Annotated in this window: 15 protein-coding genes and 1 riboswitch; of the genes, 6 read left to right on the top strand and 9 right to left on the bottom strand. The window is 65.8% G+C overall.

Annotated elements, in window-relative coordinates; all coding sequences use genetic code 11:
* Nucleotides 1-75 precede the first annotated feature (75 nt).
* Complete coding sequence (locus tag VGV07_RS21605) at nt 76-918, bottom strand: MurR/RpiR family transcriptional regulator (RefSeq protein ID WP_326870805.1); 843 nt, start codon at nt 916-918, stop codon at nt 76-78.
* 241 nt (nt 919-1159) lie between these two features.
* On the opposite strand from VGV07_RS21605, the gene VGV07_RS21600 reads away from it, so the two are divergent.
* The 4 genes from VGV07_RS21600 to VGV07_RS21585 all read left to right on the top strand — a co-directional run bounded on the left by VGV07_RS21600 (nt 1160) and on the right by VGV07_RS21585 (nt 5481).
* Nucleotides 1160-1936 (top strand): ATP-binding cassette domain-containing protein, encoded by a 777-nt coding sequence (locus VGV07_RS21600; RefSeq protein WP_326870804.1) that lies wholly within the window; start codon nt 1160-1162, stop codon nt 1934-1936.
* Nucleotides 1937-2130: 194 nt separating this feature from the next.
* Entirely contained in the window at nt 2131-3144 is a 1014-nt protein-coding gene (locus VGV07_RS21595) for an ABC transporter permease (RefSeq protein ID WP_326870803.1), read from the top strand.
* A gap of 83 nt (nt 3145-3227) precedes the next feature.
* On the top strand, nt 3228-4133 hold the full coding sequence (locus VGV07_RS21590) for a sugar ABC transporter substrate-binding protein (RefSeq protein WP_326870802.1): 906 nt from the start codon (nt 3228-3230) through the stop codon (nt 4131-4133).
* 229 nt (nt 4134-4362) lie between these two features.
* Nucleotides 4363-5481: a Gfo/Idh/MocA family oxidoreductase gene (locus VGV07_RS21585; protein ID WP_326870801.1), complete on the top strand. Its 1119-nt coding sequence runs from the start codon at nt 4363-4365 to the stop codon at nt 5479-5481.
* Nucleotides 5482-5722: 241 nt separating this feature from the next.
* Here the strand turns inward: VGV07_RS21585 and VGV07_RS21580 are convergent, their stop codons facing one another.
* From VGV07_RS21580 to VGV07_RS21560, 5 genes are all read right to left on the bottom strand, one after another.
* Nucleotides 5723-6706: a DMT family transporter gene (locus tag VGV07_RS21580; RefSeq protein WP_326870800.1), complete on the bottom strand. Its 984-nt coding sequence runs from the start codon at nt 6704-6706 to the stop codon at nt 5723-5725.
* A gap of 112 nt (nt 6707-6818) precedes the next feature.
* Nucleotides 6819-6969: riboswitch (FMN riboswitch) on the bottom strand.
* A 163-nt stretch (nt 6970-7132) separates the two neighbouring features.
* Nucleotides 7133-7942 (bottom strand): ABC transporter permease subunit, encoded by an 810-nt coding sequence (locus VGV07_RS21575; RefSeq protein WP_326870799.1) that lies wholly within the window; start codon nt 7940-7942, stop codon nt 7133-7135.
* Nucleotides 7943-8899 (bottom strand): ABC transporter permease subunit, encoded by a 957-nt coding sequence (locus tag VGV07_RS21570; RefSeq protein ID WP_326870798.1) that lies wholly within the window; start codon nt 8897-8899, stop codon nt 7943-7945. It lies immediately after the preceding gene.
* A gap of 76 nt (nt 8900-8975) precedes the next feature.
* Nucleotides 8976-10124, bottom strand: a complete 1149-nt coding sequence (locus VGV07_RS21565; protein WP_326870797.1) for an ABC transporter ATP-binding protein — start codon at nt 10122-10124, stop codon at nt 8976-8978.
* A 54-nt stretch (nt 10125-10178) separates the two neighbouring features.
* Complete coding sequence (locus tag VGV07_RS21560) at nt 10179-11270, bottom strand: polyamine ABC transporter substrate-binding protein (RefSeq protein ID WP_414649987.1); 1092 nt, start codon at nt 11268-11270, stop codon at nt 10179-10181.
* A 503-nt stretch (nt 11271-11773) separates the two neighbouring features.
* Between VGV07_RS21560 and VGV07_RS21555 the strand changes: the two genes are divergently transcribed.
* Together VGV07_RS21555 and VGV07_RS21550 are read left to right on the top strand one after the other, a co-directional pair.
* A complete protein-coding gene (locus tag VGV07_RS21555; RefSeq protein WP_326870795.1) occupies nt 11774-12697 on the top strand; it encodes a pseudouridine-5'-phosphate glycosidase in 924 nt (307 codons plus the stop codon).
* Nucleotides 12694-13587 (top strand): carbohydrate kinase family protein, encoded by an 894-nt coding sequence (locus VGV07_RS21550; RefSeq protein WP_326870794.1) that lies wholly within the window; start codon nt 12694-12696, stop codon nt 13585-13587. Before VGV07_RS21555 ends, VGV07_RS21550 begins: the two co-directional genes overlap by 4 nt.
* Before the next feature lie 251 nt (nt 13588-13838).
* On the opposite strand, the gene VGV07_RS21545 is transcribed toward VGV07_RS21550, so the two are convergent.
* The 3 genes from VGV07_RS21545 to VGV07_RS21535 all read right to left on the bottom strand — a co-directional run bounded on the left by VGV07_RS21545 (nt 13839) and on the right by VGV07_RS21535 (nt 17905).
* Nucleotides 13839-14447 (bottom strand): hypothetical protein, encoded by a 609-nt coding sequence (locus VGV07_RS21545; RefSeq protein ID WP_326870793.1) that lies wholly within the window; start codon nt 14445-14447, stop codon nt 13839-13841.
* 210 nt (nt 14448-14657) lie between these two features.
* Entirely contained in the window at nt 14658-17213 is a 2556-nt protein-coding gene (locus VGV07_RS21540) for an ABC transporter permease (RefSeq protein ID WP_326870792.1), read from the bottom strand.
* The gene (locus tag VGV07_RS21535) at nt 17210-17905 is read right to left on the bottom strand and encodes an ABC transporter ATP-binding protein (RefSeq protein WP_326870791.1); all 696 of its coding nucleotides are present in this window, start codon (nt 17903-17905) and stop codon (nt 17210-17212) included. The genes VGV07_RS21540 and VGV07_RS21535 overlap by 4 nt, the downstream gene beginning before the upstream one ends.
* Nucleotides 17906-18079 lie beyond the last annotated feature (174 nt).

Below are 18079 nucleotides of genomic sequence, written 5' to 3'. Positions count from 1 at the left end.
TGCCCCACGCCGCCCCTCTCCCCTTGAGGGAGAGGGTGCCTCGCGTAGCGAGGCGGGTGAGGGGCAGTTTTGGCGCTACCTCTCGCCGCGCCGGCTGGCCACGGCCACCGTCAAGGTCATGGCCAGCGCCATGGTCGCCGCCATCGAGCGGAACCCCTCGAAATCGGCCTCCACGATCTCGAGCCAGGCGTCGGCGATCGGCGCGATGGGCGAAAAGATCGAGTCAGTGATCGACACCACTTTGGCGTGACGCGCCTTGGCGGCATGGGCGAGGTTCACCGTCTCGCTGGCATAGGGGGTGAAGCTGATCGCCAGCACCGCGTCGCGCGGCGAGATGAAGCCGATCTGCTCGGCGCCGAGCCCGGCAATGCCGTCGACCAGGAGGTTACGGATGCCGAGCTTGCCCATGGCATAGGCCATGTAGCTGGTGATGGGGAACGAGCGGCGTAGCCCGACCAGGTAGATGGTCTCGGCCTTGGCGAGGATCTCGACGGCCGTATCGAGGGTTGCCGGGTCGAGCTTGAGACGGAGGTCGGCGACCGAGCGCTCCGCCGCATCGGCAAAACCCTGCAGCAGCAGGCCACTCTTGCTGCCGCCATGCTCGCGCAGCTGCTTCAACCGCTCTTCGTAACTCGGCACGCGATCGCGCAGCCGGGCCCGGAACACTTCCTGCAGGTCGGAAAAGCCCTGGTAGCCCAGCGCCTGGCTGAAGCGCACCAGGGTCGAAGGCTGCACACCCGAACGCTGCGCCACGCTTGCCGCGGTGCCGAAAGCGATATCGTCGGGGTTGTCGAGGGCGAAGCTCGCCACCTGGGTCAGGCGGCGGGGCAGGGTCGGGGCCCGGGCGGCGATCAGCGCGCGCAGCGCGGGAAAGTCCCGCGGCACCGGCTCGTCCAGCTCGATTTCCCCATCGTCCATTCCGGCCTCTTAGCGGCTCAGGCGGCAAAGTCCAACAGAACCAGGGCTGAAGTCCATGACCTTCTGCCGACGCCATCAGGTTTTCCAGGATTCCTAACAGGAACACTGCCCAATTAGGAACGCATGGTGCTTGACGATCAAACTTAGAATGGAATAAACATTCTATCAACAGGGAATGCAGCACCATACGTTCCATTCAACGAGAGCGGGCTGCAGCTTAGGTCGGGGAGGACCAAGGCACATGGCGGCCATGCTGCTCGAAGCCAGGGGCATATCGAAATATTTCGGAGCCATCACGGCGCTGCGCGACGTGAACTTTCACGTGGCGCCGGGCGAGGTGCTGGGGGTGGTCGGCGACAACGGCGCCGGCAAATCCACGCTGATGAAGATCCTCAGCGGGTTGTTCACCCCGTCAGAGGGCGAACTGGTGTTCAACGGCGCGCCGGTGAAATTCTCCAGCCCCAAGGATGCGCAGAAGCTCGGCATCGAGATGGTCTACCAGGACTTCGCGCTCGCCGGGAACATGGCGATCTACGAGAACATCTACCTCGGCCGCGAGCCCGGAACCAAGTTCGGGCCGCTCACCGTGGTCGATCACAAGCGGGCCCGGCGGATGGCCTCCGATCACCTCGATCGGCTGCACATCCACGTCAAGTCGGTGGAACAGAACACCGAGGATCTCTCGGGCGGGCAGCGGCAAGCCGTCGCCATCGCCCGCGCCACGGCTTTCGACGCCAAGCTGGTGATCATGGACGAGCCGACTGCGGCGCTCGCCATCAAGGAAGTGGGCAAGGTGCTCGACCTGGTGCGTTCGCTCAAAGAGCACGGCGTCGCGGTGATCATCATCTCGCACCGCATGGACGATATTTTCTACTGCTGCGATCGGGTGATGGCGCTCTACCAGGGCACCAACTTCGCCGAAGCCGAACTCGGCAAGACCTCGCGCAACGAGGTCATCGGCTGGATCATGGGCACCAAGGGTCATACGGCGACCCTCGCCCATGACAACATGCATTGAGGGGTGGTGATGAGCTGCACTCCCTTCCTCCAAAAGGCCCCCTCACCCGGCGCTGACGCGCCGACCTCTCCCCCCAGGGAGAGGTGGTTGGTGGGCGAGATAGTGCCGCAGCTTCACCTCTCCCTCTGGGGGAGAGGTCGGTCCGAAGGACCGGGTGAGGGGGCCTTTCTCCCAGCAGACGTGGGAGCAGCATCATGAGCGACACCCCCGCCACCAAATCCGGGTTCTCGCTGCGTGGCCCCGGCATGTCGAAATTCCTCGAGGTCTACGGCATCATTCTCGTCGTCGTGGTGATGATGGCGGTGCTCGCTGCCATCAAGCCCGATGTGTTCCTGTCGGCGCAGAACCTCACCAATATCCTCAAGCAGAACGCCTCGCTGGCGCTCCTGGCGCTCGGCATGTACGTGGTGATCGTCACCGCCGGCATCGATCTGAGCGTCGGCTCGATCATGGGTCTTTCGATGGTCTGCCTGGCGGTTGCCAGCAAGGCAGGGGTGCCGTGGCCCGTCGTTCTGCTGATCGGGCCCGCCATCGGGCTGCTGGTCGGCTGGGTGAACGGCGTCGGGCTGACGGTGCTGAAGCTGCCGCATCCGTTCATCATGACGCTGGGCACGCTGAACGTGGCGCGCGGGCTCACTTACCTCATCTCCAACGGCGCGCCGATTTCGGGGCTGCAGCCGGAGGTGCGCTATATCGGCCAAGCCTATTTCGGGCTCGGCCTGGCCCCGCCGGCGGGCATTCCGGCAAGCCTGATCCTCGTCGCGGTTTGCGCCTTCGGGCTGTGGTTCTTCCTGGAAAAGACCAATATGGGCCGGCACATCTTCGCCATCGGCGGCAATCCGCATGCGGCGCGGGTCTCCGGCATCAATGTCGATCAGACCCTCGTGGTGGTCTACATGATCTCGGGCTTCATGGCCGGGCTCTCGGGCCTCTTGCTCGCCGGGCGCACCGATAGCGGTTTCCCCAACGCGGGCATCGGCATCGAGCTCGACGCCATTGCCGCGGTGATCATCGGCGGCGCCTCGTTCTTCGGCGGGCGCGGCACGGTGCTCGGGGTGCTGGCGGGTGTGCTGATCATGGGGATCCTCCGCAACGGGCTCAACATCAACAATGTCTCGGCGTTCTGGCAGCAGATCCTGATCGGCCTCGTCATCATCATCGCCGTCTATATCGACGTGCTGCGGCGGCGCGCCGCCGTCCGCAGATAACTGGGGTTTGAGCCAGGCCGTGTCTCCCGGCCGGGGTCTCGAAGGGAACGGAGACAGTAAATGGTCAGGGAGGACCAAAACCCATGAAGAAACTGCTGCTTACGGGCGTTGCGCTGAGTGCGCTGCTCGCCATGGCCGGGTCGGCCAATGCCGCCTATGTGCTGGGCATGAAGGGCCCGGGCGCCGGCAATCCGTTCTGGGCGGCGGTGGAAGCCGGCGCCAAGGCCAAGGCCGCCGAACTCGGCGTCGAAGTGATCGTCGTGGCGCCGCCGGCCGAATCCGATGTGCAGGCGCAGATCACCCAGATCGAAGACCTGATCGCGCAGAAGGTGGAGGGCATCGCCCTGGCGCCGACCGATCCGAACGCGCTCGCTCCGGTGGTGGACGCGGCCAAGGCCGCCGGCATCCCGGTGGTGTTCGTCGATACGCGCGGCACCAATGAAGGCGTCACCTTCATCGGCACCAACAACGAAGTGGGCGCCGCGCTCGCTGCCAAGTACCTGTGCGACAACCTCGCGGCCGGCTCGGAAGTGGCGATCCTGCAGGGGCTGATCTCGCAGTCGACCGGGCAGGCCCGCGCCGACGGCTCGAAGAAGGGTCTCACCGATTGCGGCCTCAAGGTCGTCGCCGAGCAGACTGCCGAGTGGGACCGCGCCAAGGGCCTGTCGGTGACCGAGAACATTCTCGCCGGCAATCCCAACATCAAGGGCATCTTCGGCTCGAACGACAATATGGCGCTGGGTGCTTCGGAAGCGGTGAAGGCCGCGGCCCGTACCGACATCACCATTGTCGGCTTCGACGCCAACCCCGATGCGGCGGCGGCGATCCTTGCCGGCGACATGGCGGCAACCATTGCGCAGGCGCCCGGCAATATGGGCGGCTTCGGCATCCAGGCGCTGGTCGACCTCAAGGCCGGCAAGACGCTCGAGCCGTGGATCGATACCGGCACGGTGCTGGTCACCAAGGACAATGCCGCGGACTACAAGTAAGCTCTCCTCCAGAGCGCCTGGCGCCCGGGGTCCGCAAGGGCTTCGGGCGTTTTCTTGGGGGCCGGTGTGCTTGGCGCCCCTCACCCTTTCCCGAGAGGGGCGAGGGGACGCACTTTGCACCGGCAGTGCCACATCGCCCCCTCGCCCCTCTGGGGAGAGGGCGGCGGAGAGACCGAAGGCCTCGCCGCGGGGTGAGGGGCGCCAAGCACTCAGAATGAAGAGGGGTCAAATGACAACCATCGGCGTCGGTCTGATCGGCACGGGCTATATGGGCAAGTGCCATGCGCTGGCCTGGAACGGGGTGAAGCCGGTGTTCGGGGATGGGCCCAAGCCCAGGCTGGTCCACTTGGCGGAAGTGTCACCGGAACTGGCGGCGCGGCGGGCCGAGGAGTTCGGGTTCGAGAAATCCACCTCGGACTGGCGGGCGCTGATTGCCGATCCGGAGGTCGAGGTGGTGTCGGTGACGACGCCGAACGCCTTTCACGCCGAGATGGCGATCGCAGCGCTGGAGGCCGGCAAGCATGTCTGGTGCGAAAAGCCGATGGCCGTCGGGTACGCCGAGGCCGAGCGCATGGTCGTGGCAGCGCGGGCCTCCGGCAAGGTCACGGCGCTCGGCTACAACTACATCCAGAACCCGGTGATCCGGCACATCAGGAAGCTGCTCGACGAAGGCGCCATCGGGGTGGTGAACCATGTCCGTTTCGAAATGGACGAGGACTTCATGGCCGACCCCGAGGCGCTGTTCTACTGGAAGAGCGAGGCGTCGTCCGGCTACGGCGCGCTCGACGATTTCGGCGTGCACCCCCTGAGCCTGATGCAGTTCCTGTTCGGCGGCGTGACCCGGGTGATGGCGCAGCTGTCAAAACCCTATGCCGACCGGCCGAGCCGCGATGGCGGGCGACGGGCGGTCGAGACCTGGGACATTGCCTCGGTGCTGCTCGAGCTCAGGAATGGTGCGTCGGGCGTGATGGCGCTCGATCGCTCGGCCTGGGGACGAAAGGGGCGGATCGCGGTGCAGATCTTCGGTTCGAAAGGCAGCATCGCCTACGATCAGGAGCGGATGAACGAGTTCCAGCTGTTCGAGGCCCGCGACCACGCGGCGGAGCAGGGGTTCCGCACCATCCTCACCGCGCCGGTGCACGCACCATACGACCGGTTCATTCCTGCGCCGGGGCACGGGTTGGGGTTCAACGAGCTGAAGATCATCGAGTGCCACGAACTGCTGAAGGCGATTGGCGGCGATGGGGCGGCGCAGATCGTCGGGTTCGAGCAGGGGCTTGAGATCGAGCGGGCGGTGCACGCGATGGCGCAGTCGCATCGCGAAGGGCGGTTGGTGGAAGTCGACTGAGAGAGACTTCCCCCTCCCATCCTCCCCCTTGAAGGGGGAGGTGCCTGCCGGTGCGTCTGGCACGATCCAAGACAGAGCCTCGACTCTTCATCTCCGCCTTCAAGAAGGAGGCCGGGAGGGGCTGTCTCTATCGGTCGGAAACGAGCGGACGACGGCTCCGGACGAGGTAGGCCTCGCCGAGGGCCGTCGCCGCGGGGGCCGCAGTCACGGCGGCCCCGGGGCCTGAGGGCGTGCAGCGGCCTCAGGCGGTGGCGAGGGTCGGGGTGCGGTTGCGGCTCTCGACCCAGTAGATGAACACCGAGGCCGCGACGATCAACGCCGCGCCCGGCCAGAACCAGACCGACGGCATCTGCCCCAGGGCGATCCAGCCGACCAGCGCGCTGAGCGGTACCTTGAGGTCGGCGAAGGGCTGCAGGTAGGTGGCGTCGGCGGTCTTGTAGGCGAAGGCCATCAGGTACTGGGCGAGGCCAGTTAGGACGCCGAGCAGGGCCAGCAGCCACAGCCCATCGCCGGTCGGGAGCGCGAACGGGAAGCCAGTGGCAAGGCCAGCGGGCAGCAGCCCCGGCACCAGCCAGCTCAGTGCGTTGACGACCAGGAGGATCAGCAGGTGGTTCGGGGTCACCAGCACCAGGAGCGAGATGGTCAGCGTTTCGGGGCTCTCGCCCTGCAGCGTCAGGTACTTGGTGAGCACATCGGTGGTGGCCCAGAGCGCCGCGGCAGCGATCGGGATCAGGGTGTGCCAGCCGAGGCTCTCGCTGCCGACGCCGGAGACGATGATGGCGCCGGTGAAACCGACCAGCGCCGCGACGAGACGGGCGGCGGAGGCGCGTTCGCCGAGGAAGATGGTCGAGCCGAGGATGATGAACAGCGGGCCGGCGGCGAGCAGGGTGACCATCTGCCAGATCGGCACGCCCGAGGCGAAACCATAAACGAAGACGTGGGCGCCGAGCGCCGAGACGAAGGCGCGGATCTCGTGCGCCAGCGGGTGGCTGGTGCGCAGCTTGTCGATGCCGATGCGGAAGATCAGCGGCAGGCTGATTACGCCGGCGATCAGGTACTGCCAGAACACCATGCCGGTGGACGCCATGCCGAAGCCGCCATACTCGACGGGGGTAGGCAGCACCGACTGCAACACATTGGAGCCGGCGAAAGCGACAGCGGCGACCAGCATGAAGATGGCGCCGGTGGTAGCGGCGGAGTTGGTAGTCGAGGAAACCTGGCTCATCAAACGATCCTTTCCGTAGCCTGTTTCCTCAGGGTTACGGGGAATCGCGATGGGGAATGGCGACGCGGAAACCCTCTGCAATGAGGGGCCGCGCCGGCAGAGCCAGCGTAAATCCCGTTCTCTTTCATCCGGACTATACCGTCGGCTCCGGAGTTACACCGGATCTGCTGACCCCTGTGGCGGAAGCCACAAGGCGCTCGCGGGCTTTGGGCTTTCACCCATCTACCGCCGGTGGGGAGTTGCACCCCGCCCTGAGAACTTGCCGGCCGAGACGTCAGCCGACAATCGCTCACATAGACCTGTGAGCCCCGCCGCGCAAGCAGGCACAAAGGCGAAACCGAGATGGGGGCAGGTGGGAGCGCTCGTTGCACCGCTTCACCCCTCAACCGGCCTTCGAAGGGAAGGGTGCTCCCCGTCCGCTAAATCTCAGGCCCGTTTGGCCCTGCTGCTACCGCGCAGGCCGATGATGGTGGCGCCGAGGACGCCGAGCGCCACGATGCCGATGATGATGGTGGCGAGGGCGTTGACGTCGGGCGAGACGCCGAGCTTGATCTTGGAAAAGATCACCATCGGCAGGGTCGACGAGCCCGGACCCGAAACGAAGCTGGCGATCACCAGGTCGTCCAGCGACAGGGTGAAACCGAGCAGCCAGCCCGAGACCAGTGCCGGCGCGATGATCGGCAGGGTGATGTCGAAGAACACGCGGAAAGGCGTGGCGCCGAGGTCCATCGCCGCTTCCTCGAGGCTCAGGTCGAGGTCGGAGAGGCGCGACTGCACCACCACGGTGATGTAGGCCATGCAGAACGTGGTGTGGGCGATGATGATGGTGACGATGCCGCGCCCTGCCGGCCAGCCGAAGATCGACTCCATGCCGACGAACAGCAAGAGCAGGGCCAGGCCGGTGATCACATCGGGCATCACCAGCGGCGCCGAGACCGTGCCGGCGAGTACGGTGCGGCCGCGGAAGCGCTTGAAGCGCACCAGGGCGATGGCGCAGAGCGTGCCCAGCACCAGCGCGAAGCTGGCGGAAAAGAACGCGATGCGGAGGCTCAGCCAGGCGGCGCCCAGCATCTGCGGATCGGCGAACAACTCGCCATACCACTTGGTCGAAAACCCCGACCACACCGTCACCAGACGGCTCTCGTTGAACGAGAACACCACCAGCGAGATGATCGGCAGATAGAGGAAGGCGAAGCCGAGCGTCGCCGCGATAGGAAGGAACCAGCCCCGCCGCATCTACTTGCCCTTCTCGACCACGGCATCCTGCGCCTTCTGCAGCAGCAGGATGGGAATGACGACGACCACCAGCATGGCGACGGCAACCGCCGCGGCGCGCGGCCAGTTGGTGGCGCCGAAGAACTCGTCCCACAAGACGCGCCCGATCATCAGCGTCTCGGGGCCGCCGAGCAGCGAGGGAATGACGAACTCGCCGATCGCCGGAATGAATACCAGCATGGACCCGGCGACAATGCCCGGCAGCGACAGCGGCAGGGTGACGGAGAGGAAGGTCTGCCACGGGCGCGAGCCGAGATCGGCCGAGGCCTCGAGCAGCGAAGTGTCGAGCTTCACCAGCGTGGTGTAGAGCGGCAGGATCATGAAGGGCAGGTAGGTGTAGACGATGCCGACATAGACGGCGAAATCGGTCTGCATCATCACCAGGGGCTCGATGCCGAACACTGCCAGCACCTGGTTGATCACGCCATTGCCGCGCATGAAGCCGCTGAGCGCGTAGACGCGGAGCAGGAACGACGTCCAGAACGGCAGGATCACCAGCATCAACAGGATATTGCGCCATTTGTCCGGTGCGCGGGCAATGGCATAGGCCATCGGATAGCCGATGAAGAGGGTAATCACCGTGGCGATCAGCGCGATGCGGATCGAGCTCAGATAGGCCGCGACATAGAGCGGATCGGTGAACAGCTTGAGGTAGTTGGACAGGTGCAGCGTCAGCTGCACGGTGCCGCCCTCGGTGGTCAGTAGCGGCGAGTAGGGCGGCCGGCCGAACTGCTTGGTGGCGAGCGAAATGCCGAACACCACGAACAGCGGGACGAGGAAGAACACGGTCAACCAGATCGCCGGCGCGGCGATCACCAGCGTGCGGCCGGAAATGCCGACGTCGCGCAGCCGACGCTCCAGCCCGCTCCAGGGGCGGAGGCGACGCGGCGGCGGCAACTGGTTGCCGGCAAGGGTCATGGCGAGACACCGCAAACGGAGGTTCCCGCTTTCGCGGGAATGACTGCGTGGGGGCCAAGCTGGAGCATGGCCCCGTTCATACCGTCAGCACCGAGCCGGAGCTGTCGCCCCAGGTGACGTAGACCTGTTCTTCCCAGGTGATGGCGTCGGGATTGCCGCGCGCCGTGTTGGTCTGACTGACGCGGATGCGTTTGCCGCTGTCGAGCAGCACCTGGTAGACGCTCATATCGCCCAGGTAGCCGATCTCCTCGACCACGCCCTTGGTGACGTTGGCGTCGTGCAGCGCCTCGGGCTTCTCACGGCTCAACATCATCTTCTCGGGGCGGATGGCCCACCACAGGATCTGGTCGGGCGCGCAGTCGACGCCGTGGCCGACATAGATGTCGCAGCCGAGTTCAGGCGAGCGGATGCGGACATGATCCGGCTCGTCCTCGGTGACGATGCCCTCGACCATGTTGGCCGAGCCGATGAAGCTCGCAACGAACCGCGAGTTGGGGAACTCGTAGATGTCGTGCGGCTCGCCGATCATGGCGATCTCGCCCTGGTTCATCACCCCGATACGGGTGGCGAGCGTCATCGCTTCTTCCTGGTCGTGGGTGACGACGATGAAGGTGACGCCGAGCGATTCCTGGATCTTGACCAGTTCGAACTGGGTTTCTTCGCGCAGCTTCTTGTCGAGCGCGCCGAGCGGTTCGTCGAGCAGCAGCAGTTTCGGGCGCTTGGCCAGCGAGCGGGCAAGCGCGACGCGCTGGCGCTGGCCGCCCGACAACTGGCTCGGTTTGCGCTTGCCGTAGTCCTGGAGCTTGACGAGACTCAAGAGCTCCGCGACGCGGTCGGCGATCTCGGCGCGCGGCATGTTATCGCGCTTCAGCCCGTAGGCGATGTTCTGTTCGACATTCATATGCGGGAACAGCGCATAGGACTGGAACATCATGTTGACCGGACGCTGGTAGGGCGGCACCGCCGTCATGTCCTGGCCGTCGATTTCGATGGTGCCGGAGGTCGGCTGCTCGAAGCCGGCAAGCATCCGCAGCAGCGTCGACTTCCCCGAGCCCGAGCCGCCGAGCAGGCAGAACAGCTCGGACTTGTAGATGTCGAGCGAGACTTCGTGCACCGCCGAGACGTCGCCGAATTTCTTCGAGACGTTGCGGATGCGCACAAACGGCTTGGCCGACGGATCGCGCCAGGGGCGCGTGTCGATGGCGAGCTGCGGCTTCTTGGCCATGCGGCACCTGGGAAAGACTGAAGGGGGCAGCGAATGCCGCCCCCCAAAGGAAAGTTACAGACCGGTTTTGATGCGCGTCCAGGTCCGGGTCAAGACCTCTTCGAACTCAGGCGAGTGCGCCTTCATCACGAAGGCCTTGGCGATGGTCTCAGCCGGCGGATAGATGCCGGGGTTCGACTTCACTGCCTCGTCCACGAACTCCAGCGCCGGTACGTTCGGGTTGGCGTAGAACACGTAGTTGGTGATCGCCGCCACGACCTTGGGCTCGAGGATGTAGTTGATGAACTTCAGGGCGTTGTCCGGATGCGGGGCATCGGCCGGGATGGCGAGGAAATCGAACAGCGTCGCGGCGCCTTCCTTGGGGATCAGGTAGGTGATCTCGTTGCCCTGCGCGGCCTGGGCCGCGGCATCGGCGGCAATGAAGATGTCGCCCGAATAGCCCAGCGCCAGGCAGATTTCGCCGTTGCCCAGGTCGTCGATGTACTGGCTCGAGTGGAAGTAGCGGATCGACGGCTTGATGCTGGTGAGCAGCGCCTCGGCCTTGGCCAGGTCTTCCTCGCTTTCCGAGTTCGGATCGAGCCCGAGATAATGCAGCGCGATGCCGGTGACTTCCGACGGGCTGTCGAGCACGGCGACGCCACAATCCTTGAGCTTGGCGACCACCTCCGGCTTGAACAGCAGGTCCCAGCTGTCGACCGGTGCAGCATCGCCGAGCGCTGCCTTCACCTTGGCGACGTTGTAGCCGAGCCCGATGGTGTTGATCATGTAGGGCACGCCGTGGGCGTTGTCCGGATCCTGCGAGGTGGCCGTCGCCATTACTGCCGGATCGAGATTGCCCAGGTTCGTCAACTTCGACTTGTCGAGCGGCAGGATGAGCCGGGCCTTGATCTGGCGTTCGAGGAAGCTGCCCGAGGGAACCACGATGTCGTAGCCGGAATTGCCGGCCAGCAGCTTGGCGTCGACGATCTCGTTATTGTCGTAGACGTCGTAGTTCACCTTGATGCCGGTTTCGGCCTCGAAATTGGCGATGGTGTCTTCGGCGATGTAGTCCGACCAGTTGTAGATGTTGACCACATTGTCCTGCGCCAGGGCGGGGGCAGCGACGAGCAGCGCTCCCAAAGCCGCGGTAATTTTGGCGATGAGCATCGGTTTGTGCATGGGTGTTCTCTCCTTGATCAGTACCGCGGGTGGCCAGCGGTCATGCCTCATAGTCGGGTCGCGTGTGGCGCCCGTTGATGGATCGTGGGCGCGGGGCCCGGCGAATAGCGATGAATGGGTTCGGACGGCTCAGGTGGTGAAGATGTCGGGGAGCGCGTACGCGGGAGGGTAGGCCAAGCAGCGCGGATATCGCGCCGGGAAAATTCGGGTTCGCAATGTGCCCGGAGCCGGGCGCGCATCGATCCGGTGGAGGCTCCGGATCAACAATGACAGTAAGCAGCGACGTGACCCCTCGCGACAAGCCTTCGGCCGGGCGGAAACCTAGTGGGAATTCCGAACTGGGGCAAGGGTTTTGGGGGCATTTTGGGCGCGCGACGAAGGGTCGAATGCGGGCCGCCGGTGGGGGTCGGCTCGCGCCGGCTTCCCGGGAGTTGAACTCCGGACGATTTCGGTTCAAGTGGGGGCAAAGCCTCGTACCGAAAGAGCATCCCTTGAGCCTCAAGAAGCACCTCTCCATCTCGCCCGCGGTCAAGAAGGCGCTGGACGCCGGCCAGCCGGTGGTGGCGCTCGAATCCACCATCATCACCCACGGCATGCCGTATCCGCAGAATCTCGAGATGGCGCAGAATGTCGAGGCAGTGATCGAAAAGCACGGCGCCGTGCCGGCGACGATCGCCATCATGGATGGCAAGTTCAAGGTCGGCGTGACGGCCAAGGATCTCGAGCGGCTGGCGCAGACCGGCGGCAAGGCCGCCAAGGCATCGCGCCGCGATGTGGCGGCGCTGCTTGCCTCGGGGGAAGTCGCCGGCACCACCGTCGCGACGACGATGATGGCGGCGGAGGCTGCGGGCATCCAGGTGTTCGCCACCGGCGGCATCGGCGGCGTGCATCGCGGCGCCGAGACCACCTTCGACATCTCGGCCGACCTCGACGAGCTCGGCCGTACCCAGGTGGCGGTGGTGTGTGCGGGCGCCAAGTCGATCCTCGATATCCCGAAAACGCTGGAAGTTCTGGAGAGCAAGGGCGTGCCGGTGCTGGGTTTCCAGACCGCAGACTTCCCGGCGTTCTGGGCCCGCCAGTCGGGCGGCAAGGTCGACCACCGGGTGGAGAGCGGCAAGGACGCCGCCAAGGTGATCGCGCTGCAATTCGCGCTGGGGCTCGGCGGCGTGCTGGTCGCCAATCCGATCCCCGAGAGCGCGGCGCTCGACAAGGATGAGATCGAAGGCCGGATCAACGAGGCGATCAAGGGTGCCGAAAAGGAAGGGGTGAGCCGCAAGGAGCTGACGCCGTTCCTGTTGAAGCGGATCTTCGAGTTGACCGACGGCAAGAGTCTGGTCGCCAATATCGCCCTGGTCGAGAACAATGCGCGCGTGGCGTCGGAAATCGCAGTGGCTCTGGCAAAGCTGAAGAAATGAGCGACAGCACCGGCCGGGTCATCGTCATCGGCGACGTGATGACCGACGTCATCGTGATACCCGAGGGGCCGCTGGTGCGCGGCTCGGACCGGCGGGCGCAGATCACGCAGCGCCCGGGCGGCTCGGGCGCCAACCAGGCGGTATGGCTGGGCTCGATGGGCACGCCCGTCAGCTTCGTCGCCCGCGTCGGGGCGCGCGACAAGCCGCATCTCGAGGCGTATCTGCGCGGCTTCCATGTCGATCCGGTGCTGATCGCCGATCCCGTCAAGCCGTCAGGCATTCTGGTGGTCATCGTCGATGCGGAGGGCGAGCGGAGCTTTCTCACCGATCGAGGGGCGAACCTCGATCTCTCCCATTCCGACATGCCGGTGTGGCTGCTCGAAGAGACGCGCTACGTGCTGGTTTCCGGCTATTCGCTGTTCGCGGAAAAGCCGCGGCATGCGGCGCGCTGGATGGCTGGCGAAGCGCAATCGCGCGGCATCCCGGTGGCGGTGGACGCAGCGTCCGTTGGGTTCGTCGAGGAGGTCGGGGCCGACAGGTTCCTCGAGTGGACCAAGGGGTTTTCGACGCTGTTCGCCAATGCCGACGAGGCGGTGGCGCTGGCGGGCACCGATAATCTCGAGGCGCAGATGCGCGTGCTGGGTCCGAACTACGGGCGCGTGGTCATCAAGCTCGGCGCCGGTGGCGCCGCGGTGGGCGATGCATCGGGTGTCAAGCTGAAGCTGCCGGCGCCGGCGGTGAAGGTGGTCGATACGACGGGCGCGGGCGATGCCTTCGCCGCGGCGTTCGTTTCGGCGGAATTGCGCGGCGTCGATCTCGAAACCTGCCTGAGGCGGGGGATCGAGGCGGGGTCGGCGGCGGTGACCAAGGTGGGCGGGCAGCCGGACTAGGGGGTGAGAGCTACGCGCCCCGGGTTAGCCGCATAAACCGGCCGTCATCCTGGTGCAGGCCTATGCGCCCTACGTTATGGTCGTGCCCACCCACCGGCTGTCATCCCAGCGAAAGCTGGGACCCATCTATCCGCTTGCGCTGCGGCGAGTTGGGTCCCTGCTTTCGCAGGGATGACACCGAGTTTGGGGCGCCGTCTGGTGGGCCCGCTTCGCTGGGATGACAGCCGGAGCGTGGCCGATCGGGAACCCGGCTACTCCACTTCCATCCCACACCAATCCAGCGGTTCCGTCTCGTACTTGCCGCGCGTGCCCTCGATGTCGCCGAGTTCGGCGATCAGATGCGAGCGGACGTCGTCGACCGTGGCGTGCGGTGCGGTGAGGCCGCAGCCGCGGGCGAGCTGGTACTTGTCGTTGTCGATCGCGGCCACTTGTTTGCCGTCTTCGGTGATGCGCTTCAGCAGTTGCAGCAGGTGGCCATCGGGGGCGAAGTAGAGGCGCCCCTCGCGGGTGATGGCGGGGCCGCTGGCGCCCTCGGCGACGTTGGGGGAGACCATCGCCGAATAGATGAAGGCGAGGCTGCCGTCTGGGCGGAAGCAGGAGGTGTCGGTCTGGGTGGCGATGGCGTCGATCAACCAGGTCTGCACCAGCACCGAGGGGGCATCGTCGCCACCATCGTGGAACTCGAAATGGTCGGAATACCCGCCATCGAAATTGCGGCGCCAGCCGGTCCAGTCGTTCGGCGCGGTTTCGAGCAGCGCCGTGCAGGCGGCCCAGGCAGCACGAACCTCCTCGATCTGCGGCTCGGCGGCTTGCACGGTGGGCGCGAGCAGCAGGGTGAAGGCGAGAAGCAGTCGGCGCATGGCGGTCTCCGTTCTTGCGGGACGGTAGAGCATTTCGCGGACGAACTGCACTACCCGCGGTGTCATCCCCGCGAAAGCGGGGATCTCCGTTTGCGATGGTGCCGTAGGCCAGAAAGCAGAGGTTCCCGCTTTCGCGGGAATGACCCGGTGGGTGGGGCGAGAGCTGGAACCTAACCTTCGGGAAAGCGCAACCACGAAGCGCTTAGTCGATCATTCCTCGCGCAGGAAGCTCGCCGGGCGGGTGGAGAGCGCTGACCAGGTGGTGAGCATGCCGACGGCGATGGCGAGGACGATCGTGCCGACGGTAACCCAGATGAGCAGGGCCGCATCGGCCCAGAAGTCGATCTCCAGCACGAACTCGACGAAGGCCCAGGTGCCGGCGAGGCCGAGCAGCGCTGCCAGCGTGGCGGCGAGCAACCCGAGCAGGCCGTATTCGACGAGATAGGCCCGCACGACGTCGCCGCGGGTGGCTCCCAGCACTTTCATTACCACGGCGTCGGACTCGCGTTGCTTGCGCCCCGCGGCCATGGCGCCGGCGAGCACCAGCACGCCACTGACCACGGCTAGGCCGCCGATCACCTCGACGGCGGTGGTGACGTTGGCGAGGATGGCAGCAAAGGTTTCGAGCGCTTCGCCGACGGGCAGGAACAGCAGGTCGGGAAACTCGGCGACGAGCCGCTGTTGCACCGCGCCTTCGGCACCGGGGACGGCCTTCAGCAGGCCGAGATAGCTCAGCGGGTAATCGGCGAGGGCATTGGGCGACAGCACGAAGCCGAAATTCACGCTGCCCGAGCGCCAGGCATAATCGCGAAAGCTGCCGATCTTCACCTTCACCGGTTCGCCGAAGATGCGGAAGGTGAGGATGTCGCCGAGCTTCAGGCCCAGCGGCTCCTTCAGGCGCTGGAACACCGAAACCTCGGGCGGGCCGATAAAGCCGGAAGGCCACCAGCTGCCTTCGGTGATGGTCGACTGATCGGGAAGGGTGTCGGAGGCGGAGAGCGGAATTTCACCTTCGAGAACGAAGGCGAACTCGGCGGGTGGCTTGCGGTTGAGCTCGCCGATCGGGGTGTCGTTGATCGCTTCGATGGCGCCGGTGACCATGGGCAATGACGAGAACGTCTCGACCGATTTGTCGCCGACGGAAAATTGCTTCAGCGCCTCCACCTCGTCGTCGAACAGATCCATGAACACGAAGCTCGGGGCATTGGGGATCGACTCGCGGGCCAACTGGTGGCGGAGGTTGCCGTCGATCAGCGCGATCAACAGCAGGAGAGCGAGGCCGAGCCCGAGTGACAGGATCACCACCGGGGCGGGGGCGCCGGGGCGCCAGATCGATTTGATGGCGTTGCGCAGCGCCGCGTTGGAAAGCGGCGGGATCAGCCTGAGGCTGCGCTGCAACAACGCGGCGGCGCCGCGGAGGATCAGGAAGGCGAGGAAGATGCCGACGGCGTACCACAGCACCAATAGCGGCCTGCCGGTGGTGAAGGCGGCAAGCCCATAGATGCCGGCCGCGGCGAGCCCGAGCGGCAGCCACAGGCCCGGCTTCAGCAGGTCGCGCCAGCCGAGCCCGCCCTCTACGGCCGAGCCGGCTGAGCGGAACAGCAAAGCCGGTTTCAGCTTTTCGGCGCGGCGCAATGGCAGGTAGCCGAAGGCGAAGCCGGTGAGGGCGCCGAAGCCGGCGGCGGTCCACAGCGTCACCGGGTCGACCACCGGCGGCAGCCCGAGGCCGAGCAGGCCACCGAGGATCGGCAACAGCACCATGGTGAGGAACGTGCCGAGCAACAGACCCAAAATGATGCCGGCAAGCGTCAGCAGCATCACCTGGGTGAGGAAGTGGACGAGGATGCGTGGGCCGGTGGCGCCGAGCGCCTTCATGGTGGCGATGGAGCGCTGGCGTTCGGTGACATAGGCCGAAATGGCGTTGGAAACGCCGAGCCCGCCGACCAGCAGCGAGGACAAGCCGACGATCGTAAGGAAGCGCGCGAACATGTCGAAGAAGCGCGCCAGGTCAGCCGTGGCATCCTTGGGGCCGGCCAGCTTCCAGCCGGCCTTGGGGAACTCCGTCTTGATCGCCTCCATCGCCGCATCGGGGTCGGTGCCGGGGAGGAGGATCTTGTAGCGGTAGCTGGCGAGGACTCCGGGGGCGAGGATGCCGGTGGCGTTGAGCGCTTCGACCGACATCAGCACGGGGAGACCGAACTGCAGGCCCGCGGTGATGCGGTCGGGTTCGGTGCCGATGATGCCGGTGAGGGTGAAGCTGGCGTCGCTGATGGTGAGCTGGTCGCCGAGCTTCAGGCCCAGCCGATCGAGCAGCAACTGGTCGGCGACGAGGCCGAAGCTGCCATCGCCGCGGGGGGCGAGCAACTCGGGCAGGGGCGCCTCGGCATCCTTTACGGTAACCGTCCCGATCAGCGGATAGTTGGCATCGACGGCGCGGATGGCGAGGAAGCTGTTGAGGTCGCCGGCGTCGCCGCGCCCCATCACCTCGATCACCTCGCCGAGCTTGCCCAACCGCTCGAACGCCTGCCGCTCCTCGGGGTTAGCGGCGCGATAGGAGAGCTGGGCCTCGATATCGCCGCCGAGCAGGGTGCGGGCATCGCGTAGCAGTGCCGATTGCAGCGCCGCGCCCACCGAGCCGACTAGCGTGATGGTGCCGACGCCGAGCGCCAGGCAGGCCAAGAGGATAGTGAAACGGCGGAGGTCGCCGCGCAGGTCTTTCAGCGCGACCCGCAGCCAGCCGCGCAGCGTCGCGGCAACGGCACTCACGCCGGCACCCGCTCGCTGAGATGGCCCTCGTTCATGCGCAACTGGCGATCCGCCTTGGCGGCAAGCGAGGGATCGTGAGTGATGAGCAGGATGGCGGCACCACGTTCGCGGGCGATGCCGAACATCAGCTCGATGACATGGGCGCCGGTTTCCTGGTCGAGATTGCCGGTGGGTTCATCGGCCAACAGCAGCTTCGGGTTGCCGACGATGGCGCGGGCGAGGCCGACACGCTGTTGCTCGCCACCGGACAGTGCGCTCGGCAGATGGGTCAGGCGGGCGCCCAGCCCGACATCGCCGAGTGCGGCGGCGGCGCGGCTCTGGATTTCGGCCCAGGGCAGCGATGGCTCGGCTATTTCGAGGGTGAGGGCGACATTCTCGAGAGCGGTGAGCGAGGGGATGAGGTGGAAGTTCTGGAACAGGATGCCCAGCGCGTTGCGCCGGAAGATGGCGAGCTGGTCTTCATTGAGCTTCGCGATGTCGGTGCCCGCGACGGTGATGGCGCCGGAACTCGCCTGTTCGAGCCCGGAGAGCACCATCAGCAATGAGGTCTTGCCGCTGCCAGATGGCCCGACAATGGCGGTCACTTCACCGGGCTGCAGTGTGAGGTCGACGTCCCTGAGGATGTGCAGCGACGTCGCGCCGCTCTTCAGGTGCAGGTTGATGCCTTTGGCATCGACGACGGGAGCGGACATGGGAGGGCCGGGTTGCTGCGATTACAAGCACATAGTGTGTCGCCGGTGCCATTCAATGGAAAGGCCCGGTGACACTAAATCGCAGCGGGCGGTTCTGGGTTCCGGTGGGTGGTGCGAGGCAGCGCGGGACAGGCTGGTGCGAAAAGAGTACCCCCACCCCTGTCCCCTCCCCGC

Source organism: Devosia sp. (assembly GCF_035944845.1).
In the GTDB taxonomy this organism is placed as follows: Bacteria; Pseudomonadota; Alphaproteobacteria; order Rhizobiales; family Devosiaceae; genus Devosia_A.
The sequence above is the reverse complement of the archived record's forward strand: the minus strand, read 5'-3'. Positions and strand labels throughout refer to the sequence as shown.

What these genes read in the sequence shown, in the direction of transcription:
- VGV07_RS21605 (WP_326870805.1), bottom strand. Translation starts at nt 918, where the DNA reads ATGGACGATGGGGAAATCGAGCTGGACGAGCCGGTGCCGCGGGACTTT.
- VGV07_RS21600 (WP_326870804.1), top strand. Translation starts at nt 1,160, where the DNA reads ATGGCGGCCATGCTGCTCGAAGCCAGGGGCATATCGAAATATTTCGGA.
- VGV07_RS21595 (WP_326870803.1), top strand. Translation starts at nt 2,131, where the DNA reads ATGAGCGACACCCCCGCCACCAAATCCGGGTTCTCGCTGCGTGGCCCC.
- VGV07_RS21590 (WP_326870802.1), top strand. Translation starts at nt 3,228, where the DNA reads ATGAAGAAACTGCTGCTTACGGGCGTTGCGCTGAGTGCGCTGCTCGCC.
- VGV07_RS21585 (WP_326870801.1), top strand. Translation starts at nt 4,363, where the DNA reads ATGACAACCATCGGCGTCGGTCTGATCGGCACGGGCTATATGGGCAAG.
- VGV07_RS21580 (WP_326870800.1), bottom strand. Translation starts at nt 6,706, where the DNA reads ATGAGCCAGGTTTCCTCGACTACCAACTCCGCCGCTACCACCGGCGCC.
- VGV07_RS21575 (WP_326870799.1), bottom strand. Translation starts at nt 7,942, where the DNA reads ATGCGGCGGGGCTGGTTCCTTCCTATCGCGGCGACGCTCGGCTTCGCC.
- VGV07_RS21570 (WP_326870798.1), bottom strand. Translation starts at nt 8,899, where the DNA reads ATGACCCTTGCCGGCAACCAGTTGCCGCCGCCGCGTCGCCTCCGCCCC.
- VGV07_RS21565 (WP_326870797.1), bottom strand. Translation starts at nt 10,124, where the DNA reads ATGGCCAAGAAGCCGCAGCTCGCCATCGACACGCGCCCCTGGCGCGAT.
- VGV07_RS21560 (WP_414649987.1), bottom strand. Translation starts at nt 11,270, where the DNA reads ATGCTCATCGCCAAAATTACCGCGGCTTTGGGAGCGCTGCTCGTCGCT.
- VGV07_RS21550 (WP_326870794.1), top strand. Translation starts at nt 12,694, where the DNA reads ATGAGCGACAGCACCGGCCGGGTCATCGTCATCGGCGACGTGATGACC.
- VGV07_RS21545 (WP_326870793.1), bottom strand. Translation starts at nt 14,447, where the DNA reads ATGCGCCGACTGCTTCTCGCCTTCACCCTGCTGCTCGCGCCCACCGTG.
- VGV07_RS21535 (WP_326870791.1), bottom strand. Translation starts at nt 17,905, where the DNA reads ATGTCCGCTCCCGTCGTCGATGCCAAAGGCATCAACCTGCACCTGAAG.